Genomic DNA, 14,279 nt, shown 5'->3' on the forward strand with positions numbered 1-14,279 from the left:
TTCACCCTATAATTCAAGTCTTTGGTGAGCAGCACTTAATAACTGAGGGTTGTTTGCCAGGATTTTGGGGGTATAGCTCAGCTGGGAGAGCGCTTGCATGGCATGCAAGAGGTCATCGGTTCGATCCCGTTTACCTCCACCAAGATTTGTCGGAAACGATGCGTTTTTAATGAATCGGTTCTTAGGTTTTGACCCTATCGTCTAGAGGCCTAGGACATCACCCTTTCACGGTGAGTACCGGGGTTCGAATCCCCGTAGGGTCGCCAAGTTTGAAGCGCTTGATGCTATATAATAGCTAGCAAAGCTTCCTGCCAGGAGTGGTAGTTCAGTTGGTTAGAATACCGGCCTGTCACGCCGGGGGGCGCGGGTTCGAGTCCCGTCCACTCCGCCATTTGGTCAGTCGCTTGATGCAAAAAGCGCCTTTGTATGAAGAGGGCGCTTTTTTAATCGGTTACTGAAAAGTAGTTCCAGGTTTTGACCCTATCGTCTAGAGGCCTAGGACATCACCCTTTCACGGTGAGTACCGGGGTTCGAATCCCCGTAGGGTCGCCAAGTTTGAAGCGCTTGATGCTATATAATAGCTAGCAAAGCTTCCTGCCAGGAGTGGTAGTTCAGTTGGTTAGAATACCGGCCTGTCACGCCGGGGGTCGCGGGTTCGAGTCCCGTCCACTCCGCCACAGTTTTTGAATGTTTTTAGATCGATCCAAGACGCGAAGGGATCGCGAAGCTGTACTGAAGTACAGCGAGTGATCCCGACAAAGTATTGGGTTGATATAAAAATATTGGGGGGTATAGCTCAGCTGGGAGAGCGCTTGCATGGCATGCAAGAGGTCATCGGTTCGATCCCGTTTACCTCCACCAAATAAAACACGCTGGCTGGAAACAGCCAGAAGTTCTAGGATTGACCCTATCGTCTAGAGGCCTAGGACATCACCCTTTCACGGTGAGTACCGGGGTTCGAATCCCCGTAGGGTCGCCAAGTTTGAAGCGCTTGATGCTATATAATAGCTAGCAAAGCTTCCTGCCAGGAGTGGTAGTTCAGTTGGTTAGAATACCGGCCTGTCACGCCGGGGGTCGCGGGTTCGAGTCCCGTCCACTCCGCCACAGTTTTTGAATGTTTTTAGATCGATCCAAGACTCGAAGGGATCGCGAAGCTGTACTGAAGTACAGCGAGTGATCCCGACAAAGTATTGGGTTGATATAAAAATATTGGGGGGTATAGCTCAGCTGGGAGAGCGCTTGCATGGCATGCAAGAGGTCATCGGTTCGATCCCGTTTACCTCCACCAAATAAAACACGCTGGCTGGAAACAGCCAGAAGTTCTAGGATTGACCCTATCGTCTAGAGGCCTAGGACATCACCCTTTCACGGTGAGTACCGGGGTTCGAATCCCCGTAGGGTCGCCAAGTTTGAAGCGCTTGATGCTATATAATAGCTAGCAAAGCTTCCTGCCAGGAGTGGTAGTTCAGTTGGTTAGAATACCGGCCTGTCACGCCGGGGGTCGCGGGTTCGAGTCCCGTCCACTCCGCCAGATTCCAAGCCCTCTTGCTTTGCGCAAGAGGGCTTTTTGTTTGCGCTCTTATTTCTCTTCTGAACCATTGGCGAAACGCGCATGCACATAGAAAAATGCCTTCCCATACCGGGAAGGCATTTTGTTGTGGGTATGGCGATTTACTTGGGGGCCAGGCGAATCGCGCCATCCAGGCGGATCACTTCGCCATTGAGCATGTCGTTTTCGATGATCTGCTTGACGAGCTTGGCATAGTCTTCCGGCTTGCCAAGGCGGCTGGGGAAGGGCACACCAGCTGCCAGCGCGTCCTGCACTTCCTGGGGCATGCCAAACAGCATGGGCGTGCCGAAGATGCCAGGCGCAATTGTCATGTTGCGGATGCCGTTGCGGGCGAGGTCGCGGGCAATCGGCAGTGTCATGCCCACCACCCCGCCTTTGGACGCCGCATACGCTGCCTGGCCAATCTGGCCGTCATAGGCGGCCACGCTAGCCGTGGAGATCAGCACGCCGCGCTCACCGGTGGCCTCAGGCTCGTTCTTGCTCATGGCGGTGGCAGCCAGGCGGATCATGTTGAAGCTGCCGATGAGGTTGACGGTGATCGTCTTGCTGAAGACGTCGAGCGAATGCGCACCGTTCTTGCCCACCGTCTTTTCAGCCGGAGCAATGCCTGCGCAATTGACGAGGCCGAACAGCTTGCCCAGCGAAACGGCCTTGTCGACCACAGCCTGCGCCTGCTCGGCATTGGAGACATCGCATTTGACGAAAGCGCCGCCCAGCTCCTTGGCGATGGCCTCGCCTTTGTCTGCATTCATGTCAGCGATGACGACGGTCGCGCCTTCCTTGGCCAGCATGCGTGCCGTGCCTTCGCCCAGGCCCGATGCGCCGCCGGTGACGATGAATACCTTGTTTGAAATCTGCATTGCCGTGTCTCCTTGTTGAGCAGATGGTGTCGATGGATCTCAGAATAGAATCTCAGGCGCTTCACAGTACGAGGGCCTTGCATATTCCACGTTGACGTTAACGTCAATTAATCAGCATCTTACCCGAGGGCGGGTGCTTTTCCAGTCGCAAAAAAAGCCCGTGAACGGGCTTTTTGTGTCAGTGCAGCGGTATTTTCGCCAGGCATTACTGGAAGCCAGCGCGGTCCAGCATCTGTTGCACCTTGCCCATGTTGGCGCCCACGGCGCTGATGGGGATGGTTTCGCTCTTGAATGGCTTGCCCTGGGTCATGGATTTGAGGGCAGGGTTGTCCACTTGCACGTTCTTGGCAGCCGGCCACTCGTTGTTGCCATTGGCAAAGTAGGTCTGTGCTTCGGGGCTGGCCAGGTATTCCAGGAACTTGACGGCATTGTCCTTGTTCTTGGTGTACTTGGCGATGGCGCCGCCAGCAATGTTCAGGTGGGTGCCGTAGCTGTTCTGGTTGGGGAACACCACGCCCACCTTGTTGGCGACTGCCACATCCTCCGGATTGTTGGAGCGCAGCATGCGCGCAAAGTAATAGCTGTTGGTGACAGCGATATCGCATTCACCGGCCGCTACAGCCTTGATCTGGTCGGTGTCGCCACCCTTGGGAGGGCGCGCAAGATTGTCCTTGACGCCCTGCAGCCATTGCTGGGCCTTCTGCTCGCCCATGTGCTCGGTCACGGCGCCGAACATGCTCAGGTTGTAAGGGTGGGAGCCCGAGCGGATGCAGATCTTGCCCTTGTTCTTGGGGTCGGCCAGGGCTTCGTAGGTGTCGACGTCTTCCTTTTTCACCTTGACCTTGTTATAGGCGATGATACGGGCGCGGGTGGACAGGCCAAACCATGCAATACCGCCATCCGCTTCAGGTTGGGCGCGCAGGTTGGCAGGGATGACTTCTTCGAGCTTTTGCGAGCGGATGGGCAGGAACAGGCCATCTTTTTCGCCGCGGTACAGGCGTGCGGCGTCCACCATCAGGATCACATCGGCAGGCGATGCCGCACCTTCGGCCTTGAGGCGGGCGATGATGCCTGCGTCGTCTGAATCCACGCGGTTGATCTTGATGCCCGTCGCCTTGGTGAAGTTGGTGTACAAGGCTTCGTCGGTCGAGTAATGGCGGGCCGAGTACAGGTTGACGACTTCTTCAGCCTGGGCGGCAGCACCGGCGGAGACGAGGGCACATGCGAGTGCCAGGGCTTTGAGAGATTGCATACGGCAGATAGGGGCCAGGAACAAAGATGCCCGATCTTAATTCAAACAAGAATTATTCCCAATTGTTTTTTGAATCTCAGTGGATGTGGCGCAAGTTGATCGGGGGTGACAAGCTTTGTACGAATCTGATGAGGATCTGGCAAAGCGCTCCGGGTCTGCCTTGTTCAGGCTGCAGCCAAAAAAAAGCCCGGTGTGAACCGGGCTTTAAAAGGATCCATGAAACTAGGTTTCGAAAAGATCCAAGGAGACAACTGGGTGTGTTGAATTTCTCAACACAATGGTGCAATTCTAGGGTTAACCCTTTGCTCTGTCCAGCGCTCTTTCTGCGTTTTTACCAAACTGTAGGAGTTTGGCAACAAGAGGCGGAAAAAGCGTGTGAATCCATTGCTACGAGTTCACCAAGCGAGAATGGCGCCGAATTAACGCTTCTTGGCAGCGGTACCAACGTTGCCAGCAGCCTTCACCACATTGTTGGTGATGGTGTTGAAGTTGGTTTCAGCCACTTCGCCAGCTTGCTTGACGGCCTTTTGCACGCTGTCATAGGCGTTGTTGGCGGCAGCAACGGCGGTCTTCATCACAGCCACGGCGCTTTCGGAACCAGCAGGTGCATTCTTGGCAGCGGTGTCCACGAATTCGTTGAACTTGGCTTGGGCTTCGCCGGCTTGCGATTCGAAAGCCTTGCTGAATTCCAGGCTGGTAGCAGCAGCGATTTCGTACAGGTGACGGCTGTAGGCAGCAGACTTTTCAGCCATGGGCTGCAGCAGGCCAGCTTGCACGCTGATCAGGTCTTGGGCGTTCTTTGCATCCAGCACCGACTTGGCGTTGGTGGCTGCATCGTTCAGGGCAGCGCGGGTGGCGGCAACATTCAGTTCCACCAGCTTTTCCACGCCTTCGAAGGCCTTGTTGGTCAGGCCAACGAGGGTTTCCAGGTTAGCTTTGTGTGCAGCCAGGATTTGATCAGGGGTCAATGCCATTTTCTTGCTCCGTTTAGTCAGTCAAACATTCAAGGTCAAGATCCGGATGCCGGTCTGCATCCGTGATCCTTGTGCATTGCGATCATTTTGCTGCACTGCACAATAATCGTTATTGTATGGATCTGAAATGCTTTTGCAAGTGTTTTTTGTGCACTGCAGCAACAAAGTGTTTTTTATTTGAATTCAAGCGGCTACCGGGCGGTAGATTGGTTGAAAAGGCAACCAGTTTGCCTGCGGCGACCCTCGCCTGAAAAACCTCTTTCAGCCTCTTTCTGTATTTGTAGCGCTGCTTTGTTTCAGAGGTGTGGCAAAGCGTGCCTCGTCCAGCGATTCATACCTTGCGTGGTGACAGGCCAGCGTCTCTTGTCGCTTTTACAATGCCAGCCGCCTTGAACACATTCCTGAACGGCCATGCCATGAGCAATATGCCAGCCACAGCCGCACCTCAGCGGCCACAGCCGCAGCTGCGCGGCGCCTATGCCCATTTTCAACGCATCACCACACGGTGGTCCGACAACGACGTCTATGGCCATGTCAACAATGTCGTCTATTACAGCTGGTTTGATGCAGCGGTGAATCGCTATCTGATCGAGCAGGGCGCGCTCGATATTCACGCGGGCGGGACGATTGGTCTGGTGATCGAGACCCATTGCAACTACTTTGCGCCGGTGGCCTTCCCGCAGGAGGTGGATGTGGGCATCCGGGTGGCCAGCGTGGGCCGTAGCAGTGTTCGCTACGAGGTGGGTATTTTTGTGGTGGGTGAGGAGGCCAGTGCGGCCTGCGGCCATTTTGTGCATGTGTATGTGGATCGCACCGAACGCAGGCCGGTGGCGCTGCCTGCCGCCTTGCTCCGGGCGGTTACGGCCATTCAGCTGCAGGGGTAGCTGCGGCGGCGTGCGCCTGCGCAATCGCCTACACTTGGCAGGTTGCGACCATATGAAAAGGCGCAGGGCATTGAGGCCATTCACCGGCAGCCGGTAGTGAGCGCCCCGCGCAGCCAACCAATGATTATCCAAAGTCTGCTGGACACCGACCTGTACAAGTTCACGATGATGCAGGTGGTGCTGCACCAGTTTCCGGGGGCGCAGGTGGAATACCGGTTCCGCTGCCGCAATCCGGGCGTGCAACTGGCGCCTTATGTGGACGAAATCCGCGCCGAGATCCGTGCCCTGTGCCAGCTGCAGTTCAGTGATGACGAGTTGGCCTACCTGCAGTCGATGCGCTTTCTCAAAAGCGATTTCATCGATTTTCTGCGGCTCTACCAACTGAACGAAAAGTACATCACCGTCAGCCCCAAACCCAATGGTGAGATCGACATCGCCATTCGCGGCCCCTGGCTGCACACAGTGCTGTTCGAGATTCCGGTGCTGGCCATTGTCAATGAGGTGTATTTTCGCCATACACAGCCCCAGCCGGATTGGGAGGCGGGGCGCCAACGCCTGGCAGCCAAGATTGCCGCCATGCATGCACCGGGGCTGGAGCAGCTCAAGATTGCCGATTACGGCACGCGCCGCCGCTTCAGTCGCCGCTGGCAGGAAGAGGTGCTGCGCTCGCTCGCTGGCGGCCTGGGTGTAGTGACCAAGACGCCGCGCCCCGGAGAACGCCTGGGCCAGCTGGCGGGCACCAGCAACCTGCTGCTGGCCAAGGAGCTGGGGCTCACGCCGCTGGGCACCATGGCGCATGAGTATCTGCAGGCCTGCCAGTCGCTCGGGCCGCGTCTGCGCGAAAGCCAGATCTTTGGCTTTGAGATGTGGGCCAAGGAGTACCGGGGTGACCTGGGTATCGCGCTGTCGGACGTATACGGTATGGACGCCTTCCTGCGCGACTTCGATCTGTATTTCTGCAAGCTGTTTGATGGCGCGCGCCATGACAGCGGCGATCCGTTCAGCTGGGGCGAGCGCCTGATTGCGCATTACAAGCAGCACAAGGTCGACCCGCTCACCAAGATTCTGATCTTTAGCGATGCCCTGACGATTCCACGCACGATCGAGCTGTTCCAGCGCTTTCATGGCCGCTGCCAGCTGGCATTCGGCGTAGGCACCAATCTGACGAACGACCTGGGGTACGAGCCACTGCAGATCGTCATCAAGATGACGGCTTGCAACGGCCAGCCGGTGGCCAAGATTTCGGATGCGCCGGGCAAGGGCATGTGCGACGATGAGAAATACCTGGCCTACCTGCGCCAGGTGTTCAACCTGCCGCCAAACGATAACCAGCCGCCGCAGGGTGTGTCTCCGGCACCTGCCCGGGCGGGATGAGGGTCGATGAGCTTGGGTGAGGGCGGCTCTGCGGGTTTGCCCCTGGCCGCGCAAGCAGGCAGGGGAAGCTGGTTTCATTAGAATCAGCTCTCGGCGCGCGCCCGGTATGCGCTGCCAGCTATTATTTTTATAAGAACGGATGCAAGGAGTTTGGCATGGGACAAGGCACAGGCCTGTGGGGCTGGTGGCGCAGTGCGGTGGTAGCCATCGGGGCGGCTGTACCCGGGCTGGCGTCTGCGGCGGGTTTCAATGGGGCGGATCTGTCGGTGGCCTGGGGCATTCCGTTCGCGGGCATTCTGCTGTCGATTGCGCTGATGCCGCTGTTTCTGCCGCATTTCTGGCACCACCATTTCGGCAAGGTGGCCGCTGGCTGGGCGCTGGCGTTTCTGCTGCCTTTTGCAGCCGTCTTCGGCGTGGGCGCGGCGGCGGGCAGCCTGGTGCACGCCCTGGTGGCCGAGTACGTTCCCTTCGTGATCCTGCTGACGGCGCTGTTCACAGTCTCAGGTGGCATCTATATTCGCGGCAATCTGCATGGCACGCCCGCGCTCAATACCGCCATTCTTGCCATCGGTGCGGTGCTGGCGAGCTTCATGGGCACCACGGGGGCATCGATGCTGCTGATTCGCCCGCTGATCCGGGCCAATGATGCGCGCAAGAGCTGTGCCCATGTGGTGGTGTTCTTCATCTTCATCGTCTCCAATGCGGGTGGCTCGCTCACGCCGCTGGGCGATCCGCCGCTGTTTCTGGGTTTTTTGAAGGGCGTGGACTTTTTCTGGACCGTGCGCCATATCTTTACCGAGACCGTGTTCCTGGTGGGCGCGCTGCTCGTGATCTTCTATGTGCTCGACAGCGCCAGATTCAAGGCCGAAGGGCCGGTGGCCCGGCCTGACCCGACGCCCGATACCGGATCCATCGGCTTTGACGGAAAGATCAATTTCGTGCTGCTCGCCGTTGTGGTCGGTCTGGTGCTGATGAGCGGGTTCTGGAAGTCGGATGTGGGTTTTGCCATTGCAGGCGCCCATGTGGGCCTGCCCGGCCTTGTGCGCGATATTGGCTTGATCGTGGTGGCGACGCTGTCCTTTGTGCTCACGCCCAAGGTGGTGCACCAGGCCAACCAGTTTGACTGGGGGCCGATGCAGGAGGTAGCCAAGCTGTTTGCCGGCATCTTCCTCACCATCATCCCGGTCATCGCCATGCTGCAGGCGGGCGAGAGCGGGCCGTTTGGCGGTATCGTGCGCGCGGTGACGCGGCCGGACGGTACGCCTGACCCGGCGATGTACTTCTGGGCGACAGGCTTTCTGAGCAGCTTCCTCGACAATGCGCCGACCTACCTGGTGTTCTTCAATACGGCGGGGGGCGACCCTGCCACGCTGATGACGACCATGGGCTCCACCTTGGCGGCCATCTCGGCCGGTGCCGTCTTCATGGGCGCCAATACCTACATCGGCAATGCACCCAACTTGATGGTCAAGGCCATAGCCGAGAGCCGTGGCGTGCGCATGCCCAGCTTTTTTGGCTATATGGCCTGGTCGTGCAGCATTCTGGTGCCGCTTTTCATCGTCATGACATTCATCTGGTTCCGCTGAACCGAGGAGAGATTTGCAGATGTCCCGTCCCAAGATTCTGATTGCCCGAGCCATCTCGCCCGAGGTGGTGAGCACGTTGCAGCAGCACTTTGATGTCACCGCCAACCCGGAGGATGTGGCCTGGTCGGGAGCCGAATTGATTGACAGGCTGCAGGGCATGGATGGCGTGCTGACCACCGGCTCGCAGCGCATTGATGCAGCCTTGCTCGCGGCCTGCCCGCAGCTCAAGATCTGCGCCAACATGGCGGTGGGCTACAACAATTTTGATGTGGCAGCGATGACGGCTGCAGGCGTGCAGGGCACCAACGCGCCCGATGTACTCACCGAAACCACCGCCGATTTCGGCTTTGCGCTCCTGATGGCGACCGCCCGCCGCATCAGCGAGAGCGAGCATTACCTGCGTGCCGGCCTGTGGAAGGACTGGCGCTACGACCTGTTTGCGGGCACCGAGGTGCATGGCTCCACGCTGGGCATTCTCGGCATGGGCCGCATTGGCCAGGCGATTGCCAAACGGGGTGCCTTTGGTTTCGGCATGAAGGTGATCTACCACAACCGCTCGCAGCTCCAGCCTGCGCTGGAGGCCGAATGCAAGGCCCGCTACGTGGGCAAGGAAGAGTTGCTCCAAACCGCCGACCACCTGGTGCTGGTGCTGCCGTATACGCCCGAGGCGCACCACACCATTGGTGCTGCCGAAATCGCGCTGATGAAGCCCACGGCCACGCTCATCAACATTGCGCGCGGCGGTATTGTTGATGACGCAGCGCTGGCCAAGGCACTGGCGGCGCGCCAGATTGCGGCTGCAGGCCTGGATGTGTTCGAGGGCGAGCCCGCCGTGCATCCCGACCTGCTGAAGGTGCCCAACGTGGTGCTGACCCCGCACATTGCCAGCGCCACTGCGCCCACGCGCCTGGCCATGGCGCAACTGGCCGCCGACAACCTGATTGCCTACCTGGGCGGCAAGGCGCCGGTCACGCCGGTCAACCAGCTGGATGCCGCCACCCGCCGCCAAAAGTAACAGTCGCGCCAATTTAGGGTAAAAATAGCTGCTTGCGCTCATGTACCGGGCGCAAGCAGCTATTATTTTTGTAGTTTTGCTCTGCAGGATGCGATTGTGACTCTGGAACTGATTTTGCTTGCGCTTTTGCTGGCGGTGGCGCTCGCCATTGTGCTGATCCTGCTGGTGCGTCGCCCCAGGGTGGATCTGAGCGACCCCTGGGCGCAGCAGCTGGGCCAGCAGGGGCGCGACCTGCAGGCCACGGTACAGGCGCTGGCCCGCAACGAAGGGGCATTCAGCCATCTGGCGCAGCACCTCAACCTGCAGTTGCGCGAACTGAACCAGGGCAGCCTGGAGGCGATGGGGGAGTTTCGCGAGTCGCTGGAGGCGCGCCTTGCACAAAGCGTAGCCGAATCGCGCCTGGGCCGGCAGGAGCTGCAGCAGGCGCTGGCGGGGTTTGAGGCGCAGCTGGCGCAGCGCCTGGCGCACCTTGATGCGGCAGTGAACCAGCGGCTCTCGGCGCTTGACAGCTCGCTGACCCAGCGCGTGGATGCCCTCACCAGCGCCAACCAGCACAGCCTCTCGGGCCTGAAGGTTGATGTGCAGGCGCACCTCACCGGCCTGCAAGATGGCGTGGGCCGCCAGCTGGCCCAGCTGGCGCAGGGCCACCAGCAGCAGGCCGAGCAGTTGCGCGGCACCCTGAACGAGCGGCTGGCCAGCATCCAGACCGACAATGCCAGCAAGCTGGAGGAGATGCGCAAGACCGTGGACGAAAAGCTGCACGCCACGCTGGAGCAGCGCCTGGGCGAATCCTTCAAGCTGGTGAGTGACCGGCTGGAGCAGGTGCACAAGGGCTTGGGCGAGATGCAGTCTCTGGCCGGCAGTGTGGGTGACCTGAAGCGCGTGATGACCAACGTCAAGACGCGAGGCACCTGGGGAGAGCTGCAACTGGGCATGATCATCGACAACGTGCTCACCGCCGATCAGTACGCCAGGAACGTGAAGACCGTGCCGGGCAGCGACGACATGGTGGAGTTCGCCATCCGCCTGCCGGGCAAGCGCGACGACGCGCCAGTGTGGCTGCCGATCGATTCGAAATACCCGGTGGAGCACTACCAGCGTCTGCTGGATGCGCAGGAGAGCATGGACAAGGCCGCCATCCAGTCGGCCAGCAATGGTTTCGAGACCTCGATCCGCCTGGAGGCGCGCAAGATCCACAGCAAGTATGTGGCGCCGCCTCACACCACCGACTTTGCCGTGCTCTACCTGCCCACCGAAGGCCTGTTTGCCGAGGTGATGCGCCGACCCGGCCTGGTGGAAGCCGTGCAGAACGACTGCCGGGTGATGATTTCCGGCCCGGCCAACCTGGCAGCCATGCTGAGCAGCCTGCAGATGGGTTTCAAGACCCTGGCCATTGAAAAGCGCAGTTCCGAGGTGTGGGCCGTGCTGGGCCAGGTCAAGACCGAATTCAACAAGTTTGGCGAAGCGGTGGAGGCCACGCGCAAATCCATCGACCAGGCGGCCAAGAAGTTCGAACAGGTGGATGTGCGCACGCGGGCCATCAAGCGCAGCCTCTCGGGCGTGCATGAGTTGCCCAATTCCGACACTGCAGGCATTGGCGCAGCCGCCGATGACGGAGGCGACAGCCAGCAAGCCGCGCCGCAGATGACAATGCAGGACAAGTCCGCATGAGCATGTCTTTCCGGGCCTCCGGGTGGGGGCCTGCGGGAAATGTACCGTGCAGTGTTGCAAAAAATGAGAGCTGGCAGCGTATACCTGTATTGGTTTTCAGCATCTTTTTGGTCTGAAAACCAATACCGCTGAGCGCAATCAGCTATTTTTTATGCATGGCTGGGTGTCTGCAGCCATCAAGCCGTTGCTGACAGGCCGGTAGCGCCGGGGGTGCGGACCAGCCAAGGGGAGTGCGTGAATCGCGAGTTGATACGGCTGATCGTCGGCCAGTTTTTTGTCCATTCCTGCATGACAGGCACGCGGCTGGCCGCTCCATTGCTGGCCTTGCGCGACGGCTACAGCCCCGGCGCCGTGGGTTTTTTGCTCAGCCTGTTTGCGCTGACGCAGGTGTTTCTCTCGTTGCCTGCGGGCCGCTATGCGGACAAGCACGGTTTCATGAAGCCCATGCTGATCGCCATTGGCCTCGCGTTTTCGGGCACGGCCATCGGGGTGGCGTTTCCGCGTTTTGACGTGCTGTGCGTGTCGGCCCTGCTGACGGGGGCGGGCTGCGGTATCTCAATCATCGCGCTGCAGCGCCATGCGGGTCGTGTGGCGCACGAGGCGAGCGAGCTGCGGCAGATCTTCAGTTGGCTGTCGCTCGGGCCTGCGGTGGCCAACTTTCTGGGACCCATGGTCACGGGGCTGATCATCGACCATTCCACCAGGCAGGCAGGAGACAACCTCTCATACCGCATCGCCTTTGCGGTGCTGGCGCTGTTTTCCGTGGTGGCCTGGTGGTGCGTGCGCGGGGCGCACGACTTGCCGACCGCTGCCCCCAGGAGCGACGGCCAGCCGCACCACGCCTGGGATCTGCTGCGCGAGCAGAGCTTTCGCCGCCTGCTGCTGGTGAACTGGCTGGTGGCCTCCTGCTGGGATGTGCATACCTTCGTGGTGCCGCTTCTGGGCCATGAAAAGGGGTTGTCCGCTTCAGAGATCGGCACGGTGCTGGGGGTGTTTGCCCTGGCTGCCTTTGTCATCCGCGTGCTGCTGCCCAGCATCTCGCGCCACATGCGCGAGATGAGTGTCGTGATGGTGGCCATGTTGCTCACCGCTGCCGTGTTTGCCATCTACCCGCTGATGCCAGGCGCCCTGGCCATGGCGGTGTGCTCGGCGCTCCTGGGCCTTGCGCTGGGCAGCGTGCAGCCCATGGCCATGAGCATGCTGCACCAGATCACCCCCGAAGAGCGCCATGGCGAGGCCGTGGGCTTGCGGTTGATGCTGATCAACGGATCAAGCGTGTGCATGCCGCTGATGTTTGGCGCGGCGGGCGCGGCCATCGGCGTGGGCGGCGTGTTCTGGGTGATGGGCGCATTGGTGGGGGCGGGCTCGCGCATGGCCTGGGTTCTGGGCCGCACCCCGCTGCCCACGTTCACGCCCATCGAGGCGCAAGCGACGCCACCCCAGGCGCATGCGGCCAGCGATGATGGGGTGACCGATGTGGAGCCCAAGAAACCAAAGTAACTGTAGATATTGTGGCTCCCACAGACAAAAAAGCAGCCGGTTGGCTGCTTTTTGCTGGTTGGATCGGCTTGGGTGGCGAGAAGCCGCCTGGCCGTTCAATCCTGGTAGAACGCCTGGATCAGGCGACAGGCTTCGTGCACATCGTCGGTGATGTGGAACAGCTTGACGTCGTCGGCCGAGATGGTGCCGTACTCGATCATCACATCAAAATTCAGCATGCGGCTCCAGAAATCGGAGCCGAACAGCACGATCGGCACGCCCTTGGCCTTGTGGGTCTGCACCAGGGTCAGCACCTCGAACAGCTCGTCCATGGTGCCAAAGCCGCCAGGAAAGACGACCAGTGCCTTGGCGCGCATCATCAGGTGCATCTTGCGCAGCGCAAAGTAGTGGAACTTGAAGCACAGCTCGGGCGTGATGTAGCGGTTGCCCGATTGCTCGTGGGGCAGGGTGATGTTCATGCCCACATTGGGGGCGCGCTCTTCATGGGCGCCGCGGTTGGCGGCTTCCATGATGCCGGGGCCGCCGCCGGTGCAGATGTAGAGGCGGTCTTCGAGCTTCTGCGTTTCGCTGAACTTGGCAACCAGCCGTGCAAAGCGGCGCGCCGCATCGTAGTACCGGCTGGTGGCCATGGCGCGCTGCGCAATGGCGATGGCCTTGGCATCGCCCTGGGCCTTGGCAGCCTCCAGCTTTTGCTCGGCCTCTTCGGGCGAGACAAAGCGGGCGCTGCCAAATACCACCACCGTGTTGTTGATGCCCTGTGCGCTCAGTTCCAGATCTGGCTTGAGCATTTCGAGCTGAAAGCGTATGGCGCGGGTCTCGCGGCGGCTGAGAAACTCGGGGTCGGCAAAGGCGAGGCGGTAGGAATCGCGCTTCATCGCGCTATCGTCAGCCGGGTCTTTGCTGAACAGATTCCAGTCATGCGCCATGACTTGTTCATCGAGCTGGGTATTGGCGTCCATGGTGTCTCCCTCTGACGTGGTGCAGGCCGCAGCACAGGCACCGGAGCAATGCTTGAAACAAAAAAGCCATCAACGCAAGATTTTCAAGCGCTGATAGCTACTGAATATATAGCGTTTTGGCAGGTGCCGAACGCGAAAAGTGTCAAAAATGCCTCGGTGCGCCTTCGATGCCCGCAAATGCGGCCGGGCAAGGGCCTGTCATCGGCCGGCCCACAGGGCATTGCCGGTCGCCAGGCCCAGTGCGGTCAGCGCGAGCGATCCGAACAGATGCAGACTGCATTGCAGCAGGGCGAGGCCGTATCTCTCGGCCTGCAGCATCGACACCGTCTCTGCCGAAAAGCTGGAAAAGGTGGTGAGCGCACCCAGAAAGCCGGTGATCAGCACCAGCCGCCAGACGGGATCGATGCCCGGCATGTTCTGGAACAGTGCCACCAGCAGGCCGATGGTGTAGCCGCCCACCAAATTGGCGGCCAGCGTGCCCCAGGGCAGCAAGGCATGCGGCTGGTTGAACCAGCGACCCAGTTGCCAGCGCGCAAGAGCGCCGAGGGCGGCGCCGACGGAGATACCCAGGATGTTCCACATGGTGTTTTTTCAGCGAGGCAGCAACAATGGTCTTGATCATACAGCCAAAGAA

General features: G+C 59.9%; 11 protein-coding genes and 11 tRNA genes. 17 read left to right on the plus strand and 5 right to left on the minus strand.

The features are described from left to right. Positions 1-66: 66 nt before the first annotated feature. The 11 genes from LAD35_RS08445 (at position 67) to LAD35_RS08495 (ending at position 1,531) form a co-directional block, all read left to right on the plus strand. Positions 67-142 (plus strand) — tRNA-Ala (locus tag LAD35_RS08445). Positions 143-190: 48 nt separating this feature from the next. Next, positions 191-266, plus strand: a tRNA-Glu gene (locus LAD35_RS08450). 48 nt (positions 267-314) lie between these two features. Next, a tRNA-Asp gene (locus LAD35_RS08455) sits at positions 315-391 on the plus strand. Between the two features lie 85 nt (positions 392-476). After that, positions 477-552, plus strand: a tRNA-Glu gene (locus LAD35_RS08460). A 48-nt stretch (positions 553-600) separates the two neighbouring features. After that, positions 601-677 (plus strand) — tRNA-Asp (locus tag LAD35_RS08465). Positions 678-785: 108 nt separating this feature from the next. Next, positions 786-861 (plus strand) — tRNA-Ala (locus LAD35_RS08470). Positions 862-903: 42 nt separating this feature from the next. Then, a tRNA-Glu gene (locus tag LAD35_RS08475) sits at positions 904-979 on the plus strand. Positions 980-1,027: 48 nt separating this feature from the next. After that, positions 1,028-1,104, plus strand: a tRNA-Asp gene (locus tag LAD35_RS08480). 108 nt (positions 1,105-1,212) lie between these two features. Then, a tRNA-Ala gene (locus LAD35_RS08485) sits at positions 1,213-1,288 on the plus strand. Positions 1,289-1,330: 42 nt separating this feature from the next. Continuing rightward, positions 1,331-1,406: transfer RNA gene (locus LAD35_RS08490), tRNA-Glu, on the plus strand. Between the two features lie 48 nt (positions 1,407-1,454). Continuing rightward, positions 1,455-1,531: transfer RNA gene (locus LAD35_RS08495), tRNA-Asp, on the plus strand. A 140-nt stretch (positions 1,532-1,671) separates the two neighbouring features. Here the strand turns inward: LAD35_RS08495 and LAD35_RS08500 are convergent. The 3 genes from LAD35_RS08500 to LAD35_RS08510 form a co-directional block, all read right to left on the minus strand. Next, positions 1,672-2,430 carry a 3-hydroxyacyl-CoA dehydrogenase gene (locus LAD35_RS08500; protein ID WP_224152248.1) on the minus strand — a complete coding sequence of 253 codons (759 nt, stop codon included), beginning with the start codon at positions 2,428-2,430 and terminating at the stop codon, positions 1,672-1,674. Positions 2,431-2,635: 205 nt separating this feature from the next. Further along, the gene (locus LAD35_RS08505) at positions 2,636-3,682 is read right to left on the minus strand and encodes an extracellular solute-binding protein (RefSeq protein WP_224152249.1); all 1,047 of its coding nucleotides are present in this window, start codon (positions 3,680-3,682) and stop codon (positions 2,636-2,638) included. A gap of 419 nt (positions 3,683-4,101) precedes the next feature. After that, positions 4,102-4,656 (minus strand): phasin family protein, encoded by a 555-nt coding sequence (locus LAD35_RS08510; RefSeq protein WP_224152250.1) that lies wholly within the window; start codon positions 4,654-4,656, stop codon positions 4,102-4,104. 416 nt (positions 4,657-5,072) lie between these two features. Here LAD35_RS08510 and LAD35_RS08515 point away from each other — a divergent pair, with 416 nt between their 5' ends. The 6 genes from LAD35_RS08515 to LAD35_RS08540 all read left to right on the plus strand — a co-directional run bounded on the left by LAD35_RS08515 (position 5,073) and on the right by LAD35_RS08540 (position 12,686). After that, positions 5,073-5,540: an acyl-CoA thioesterase gene (locus tag LAD35_RS08515; protein ID WP_224152619.1), complete on the plus strand. Its 468-nt coding sequence runs from the start codon at positions 5,073-5,075 to the stop codon at positions 5,538-5,540. A 120-nt stretch (positions 5,541-5,660) separates the two neighbouring features. Beyond that, on the plus strand, positions 5,661-6,914 hold the full coding sequence (gene pncB, locus LAD35_RS08520; protein ID WP_224152251.1) for a nicotinate phosphoribosyltransferase: 1,254 nt from the start codon (positions 5,661-5,663) through the stop codon (positions 6,912-6,914). A gap of 155 nt (positions 6,915-7,069) precedes the next feature. Continuing rightward, positions 7,070-8,500, plus strand: a complete 1,431-nt coding sequence (locus LAD35_RS08525; RefSeq protein WP_224152252.1) for a sodium:proton antiporter — start codon at positions 7,070-7,072, stop codon at positions 8,498-8,500. Between the two features lie 19 nt (positions 8,501-8,519). Further along, positions 8,520-9,515, plus strand: coding sequence for a 2-hydroxyacid dehydrogenase (locus tag LAD35_RS08530; RefSeq protein ID WP_224152253.1), 996 nt, complete (start codon positions 8,520-8,522; stop codon positions 9,513-9,515). Positions 9,516-9,611: 96 nt separating this feature from the next. Beyond that, the gene (rmuC, locus tag LAD35_RS08535) at positions 9,612-11,186 is read left to right on the plus strand and encodes a DNA recombination protein RmuC (protein WP_224152254.1); all 1,575 of its coding nucleotides are present in this window, start codon (positions 9,612-9,614) and stop codon (positions 11,184-11,186) included. A gap of 234 nt (positions 11,187-11,420) precedes the next feature. Beyond that, on the plus strand, positions 11,421-12,686 hold the full coding sequence (locus LAD35_RS08540; RefSeq protein ID WP_224152255.1) for an MFS transporter: 1,266 nt from the start codon (positions 11,421-11,423) through the stop codon (positions 12,684-12,686). Positions 12,687-12,781: 95 nt separating this feature from the next. Here the strand turns inward: LAD35_RS08540 and LAD35_RS08545 are convergent, their stop codons facing one another. Both LAD35_RS08545 and crcB read right to left on the minus strand, forming a co-directional pair. Then, positions 12,782-13,645 (minus strand): LOG family protein, encoded by an 864-nt coding sequence (locus tag LAD35_RS08545; protein WP_224152256.1) that lies wholly within the window; start codon positions 13,643-13,645, stop codon positions 12,782-12,784. A gap of 198 nt (positions 13,646-13,843) precedes the next feature. Further along, the gene (gene crcB, locus LAD35_RS08550) at positions 13,844-14,227 is read right to left on the minus strand and encodes a fluoride efflux transporter CrcB (RefSeq protein WP_224152257.1); all 384 of its coding nucleotides are present in this window, start codon (positions 14,225-14,227) and stop codon (positions 13,844-13,846) included. Positions 14,228-14,279 lie beyond the last annotated feature (52 nt).

Origin of the sequence: Comamonas odontotermitis (genome assembly GCF_020080045.1) — a bacterium.
GTDB lineage: Bacteria > Pseudomonadota > Gammaproteobacteria > Burkholderiales > Burkholderiaceae_C > Comamonas > Comamonas odontotermitis.

Bases quoted from the DNA above. Each gene is read 5' to 3' on its own strand.
- LAD35_RS08500 (WP_224152248.1), bottom strand. From the start codon at position 2,430: ATGCAGATTTCAAACAAGGTATTCATCGTCACCGGCGGCGCATCGGGC.
- LAD35_RS08505 (WP_224152249.1), bottom strand. From the start codon at position 3,682: ATGCAATCTCTCAAAGCCCTGGCACTCGCATGTGCCCTCGTCTCCGCC.
- LAD35_RS08510 (WP_224152250.1), bottom strand. From the start codon at position 4,656: ATGGCATTGACCCCTGATCAAATCCTGGCTGCACACAAAGCTAACCTG.
- LAD35_RS08515 (WP_224152619.1), top strand. From the start codon at position 5,073: ATGAGCAATATGCCAGCCACAGCCGCACCTCAGCGGCCACAGCCGCAG.
- pncB (WP_224152251.1), top strand. From the start codon at position 5,661: ATGATTATCCAAAGTCTGCTGGACACCGACCTGTACAAGTTCACGATG.
- LAD35_RS08525 (WP_224152252.1), top strand. From the start codon at position 7,070: ATGGGACAAGGCACAGGCCTGTGGGGCTGGTGGCGCAGTGCGGTGGTA.
- LAD35_RS08530 (WP_224152253.1), top strand. From the start codon at position 8,520: ATGTCCCGTCCCAAGATTCTGATTGCCCGAGCCATCTCGCCCGAGGTG.
- LAD35_RS08545 (WP_224152256.1), bottom strand. From the start codon at position 13,645: ATGGACGCCAATACCCAGCTCGATGAACAAGTCATGGCGCATGACTGG.
- crcB (WP_224152257.1), bottom strand. From the start codon at position 14,227: ATGTGGAACATCCTGGGTATCTCCGTCGGCGCCGCCCTCGGCGCTCTT.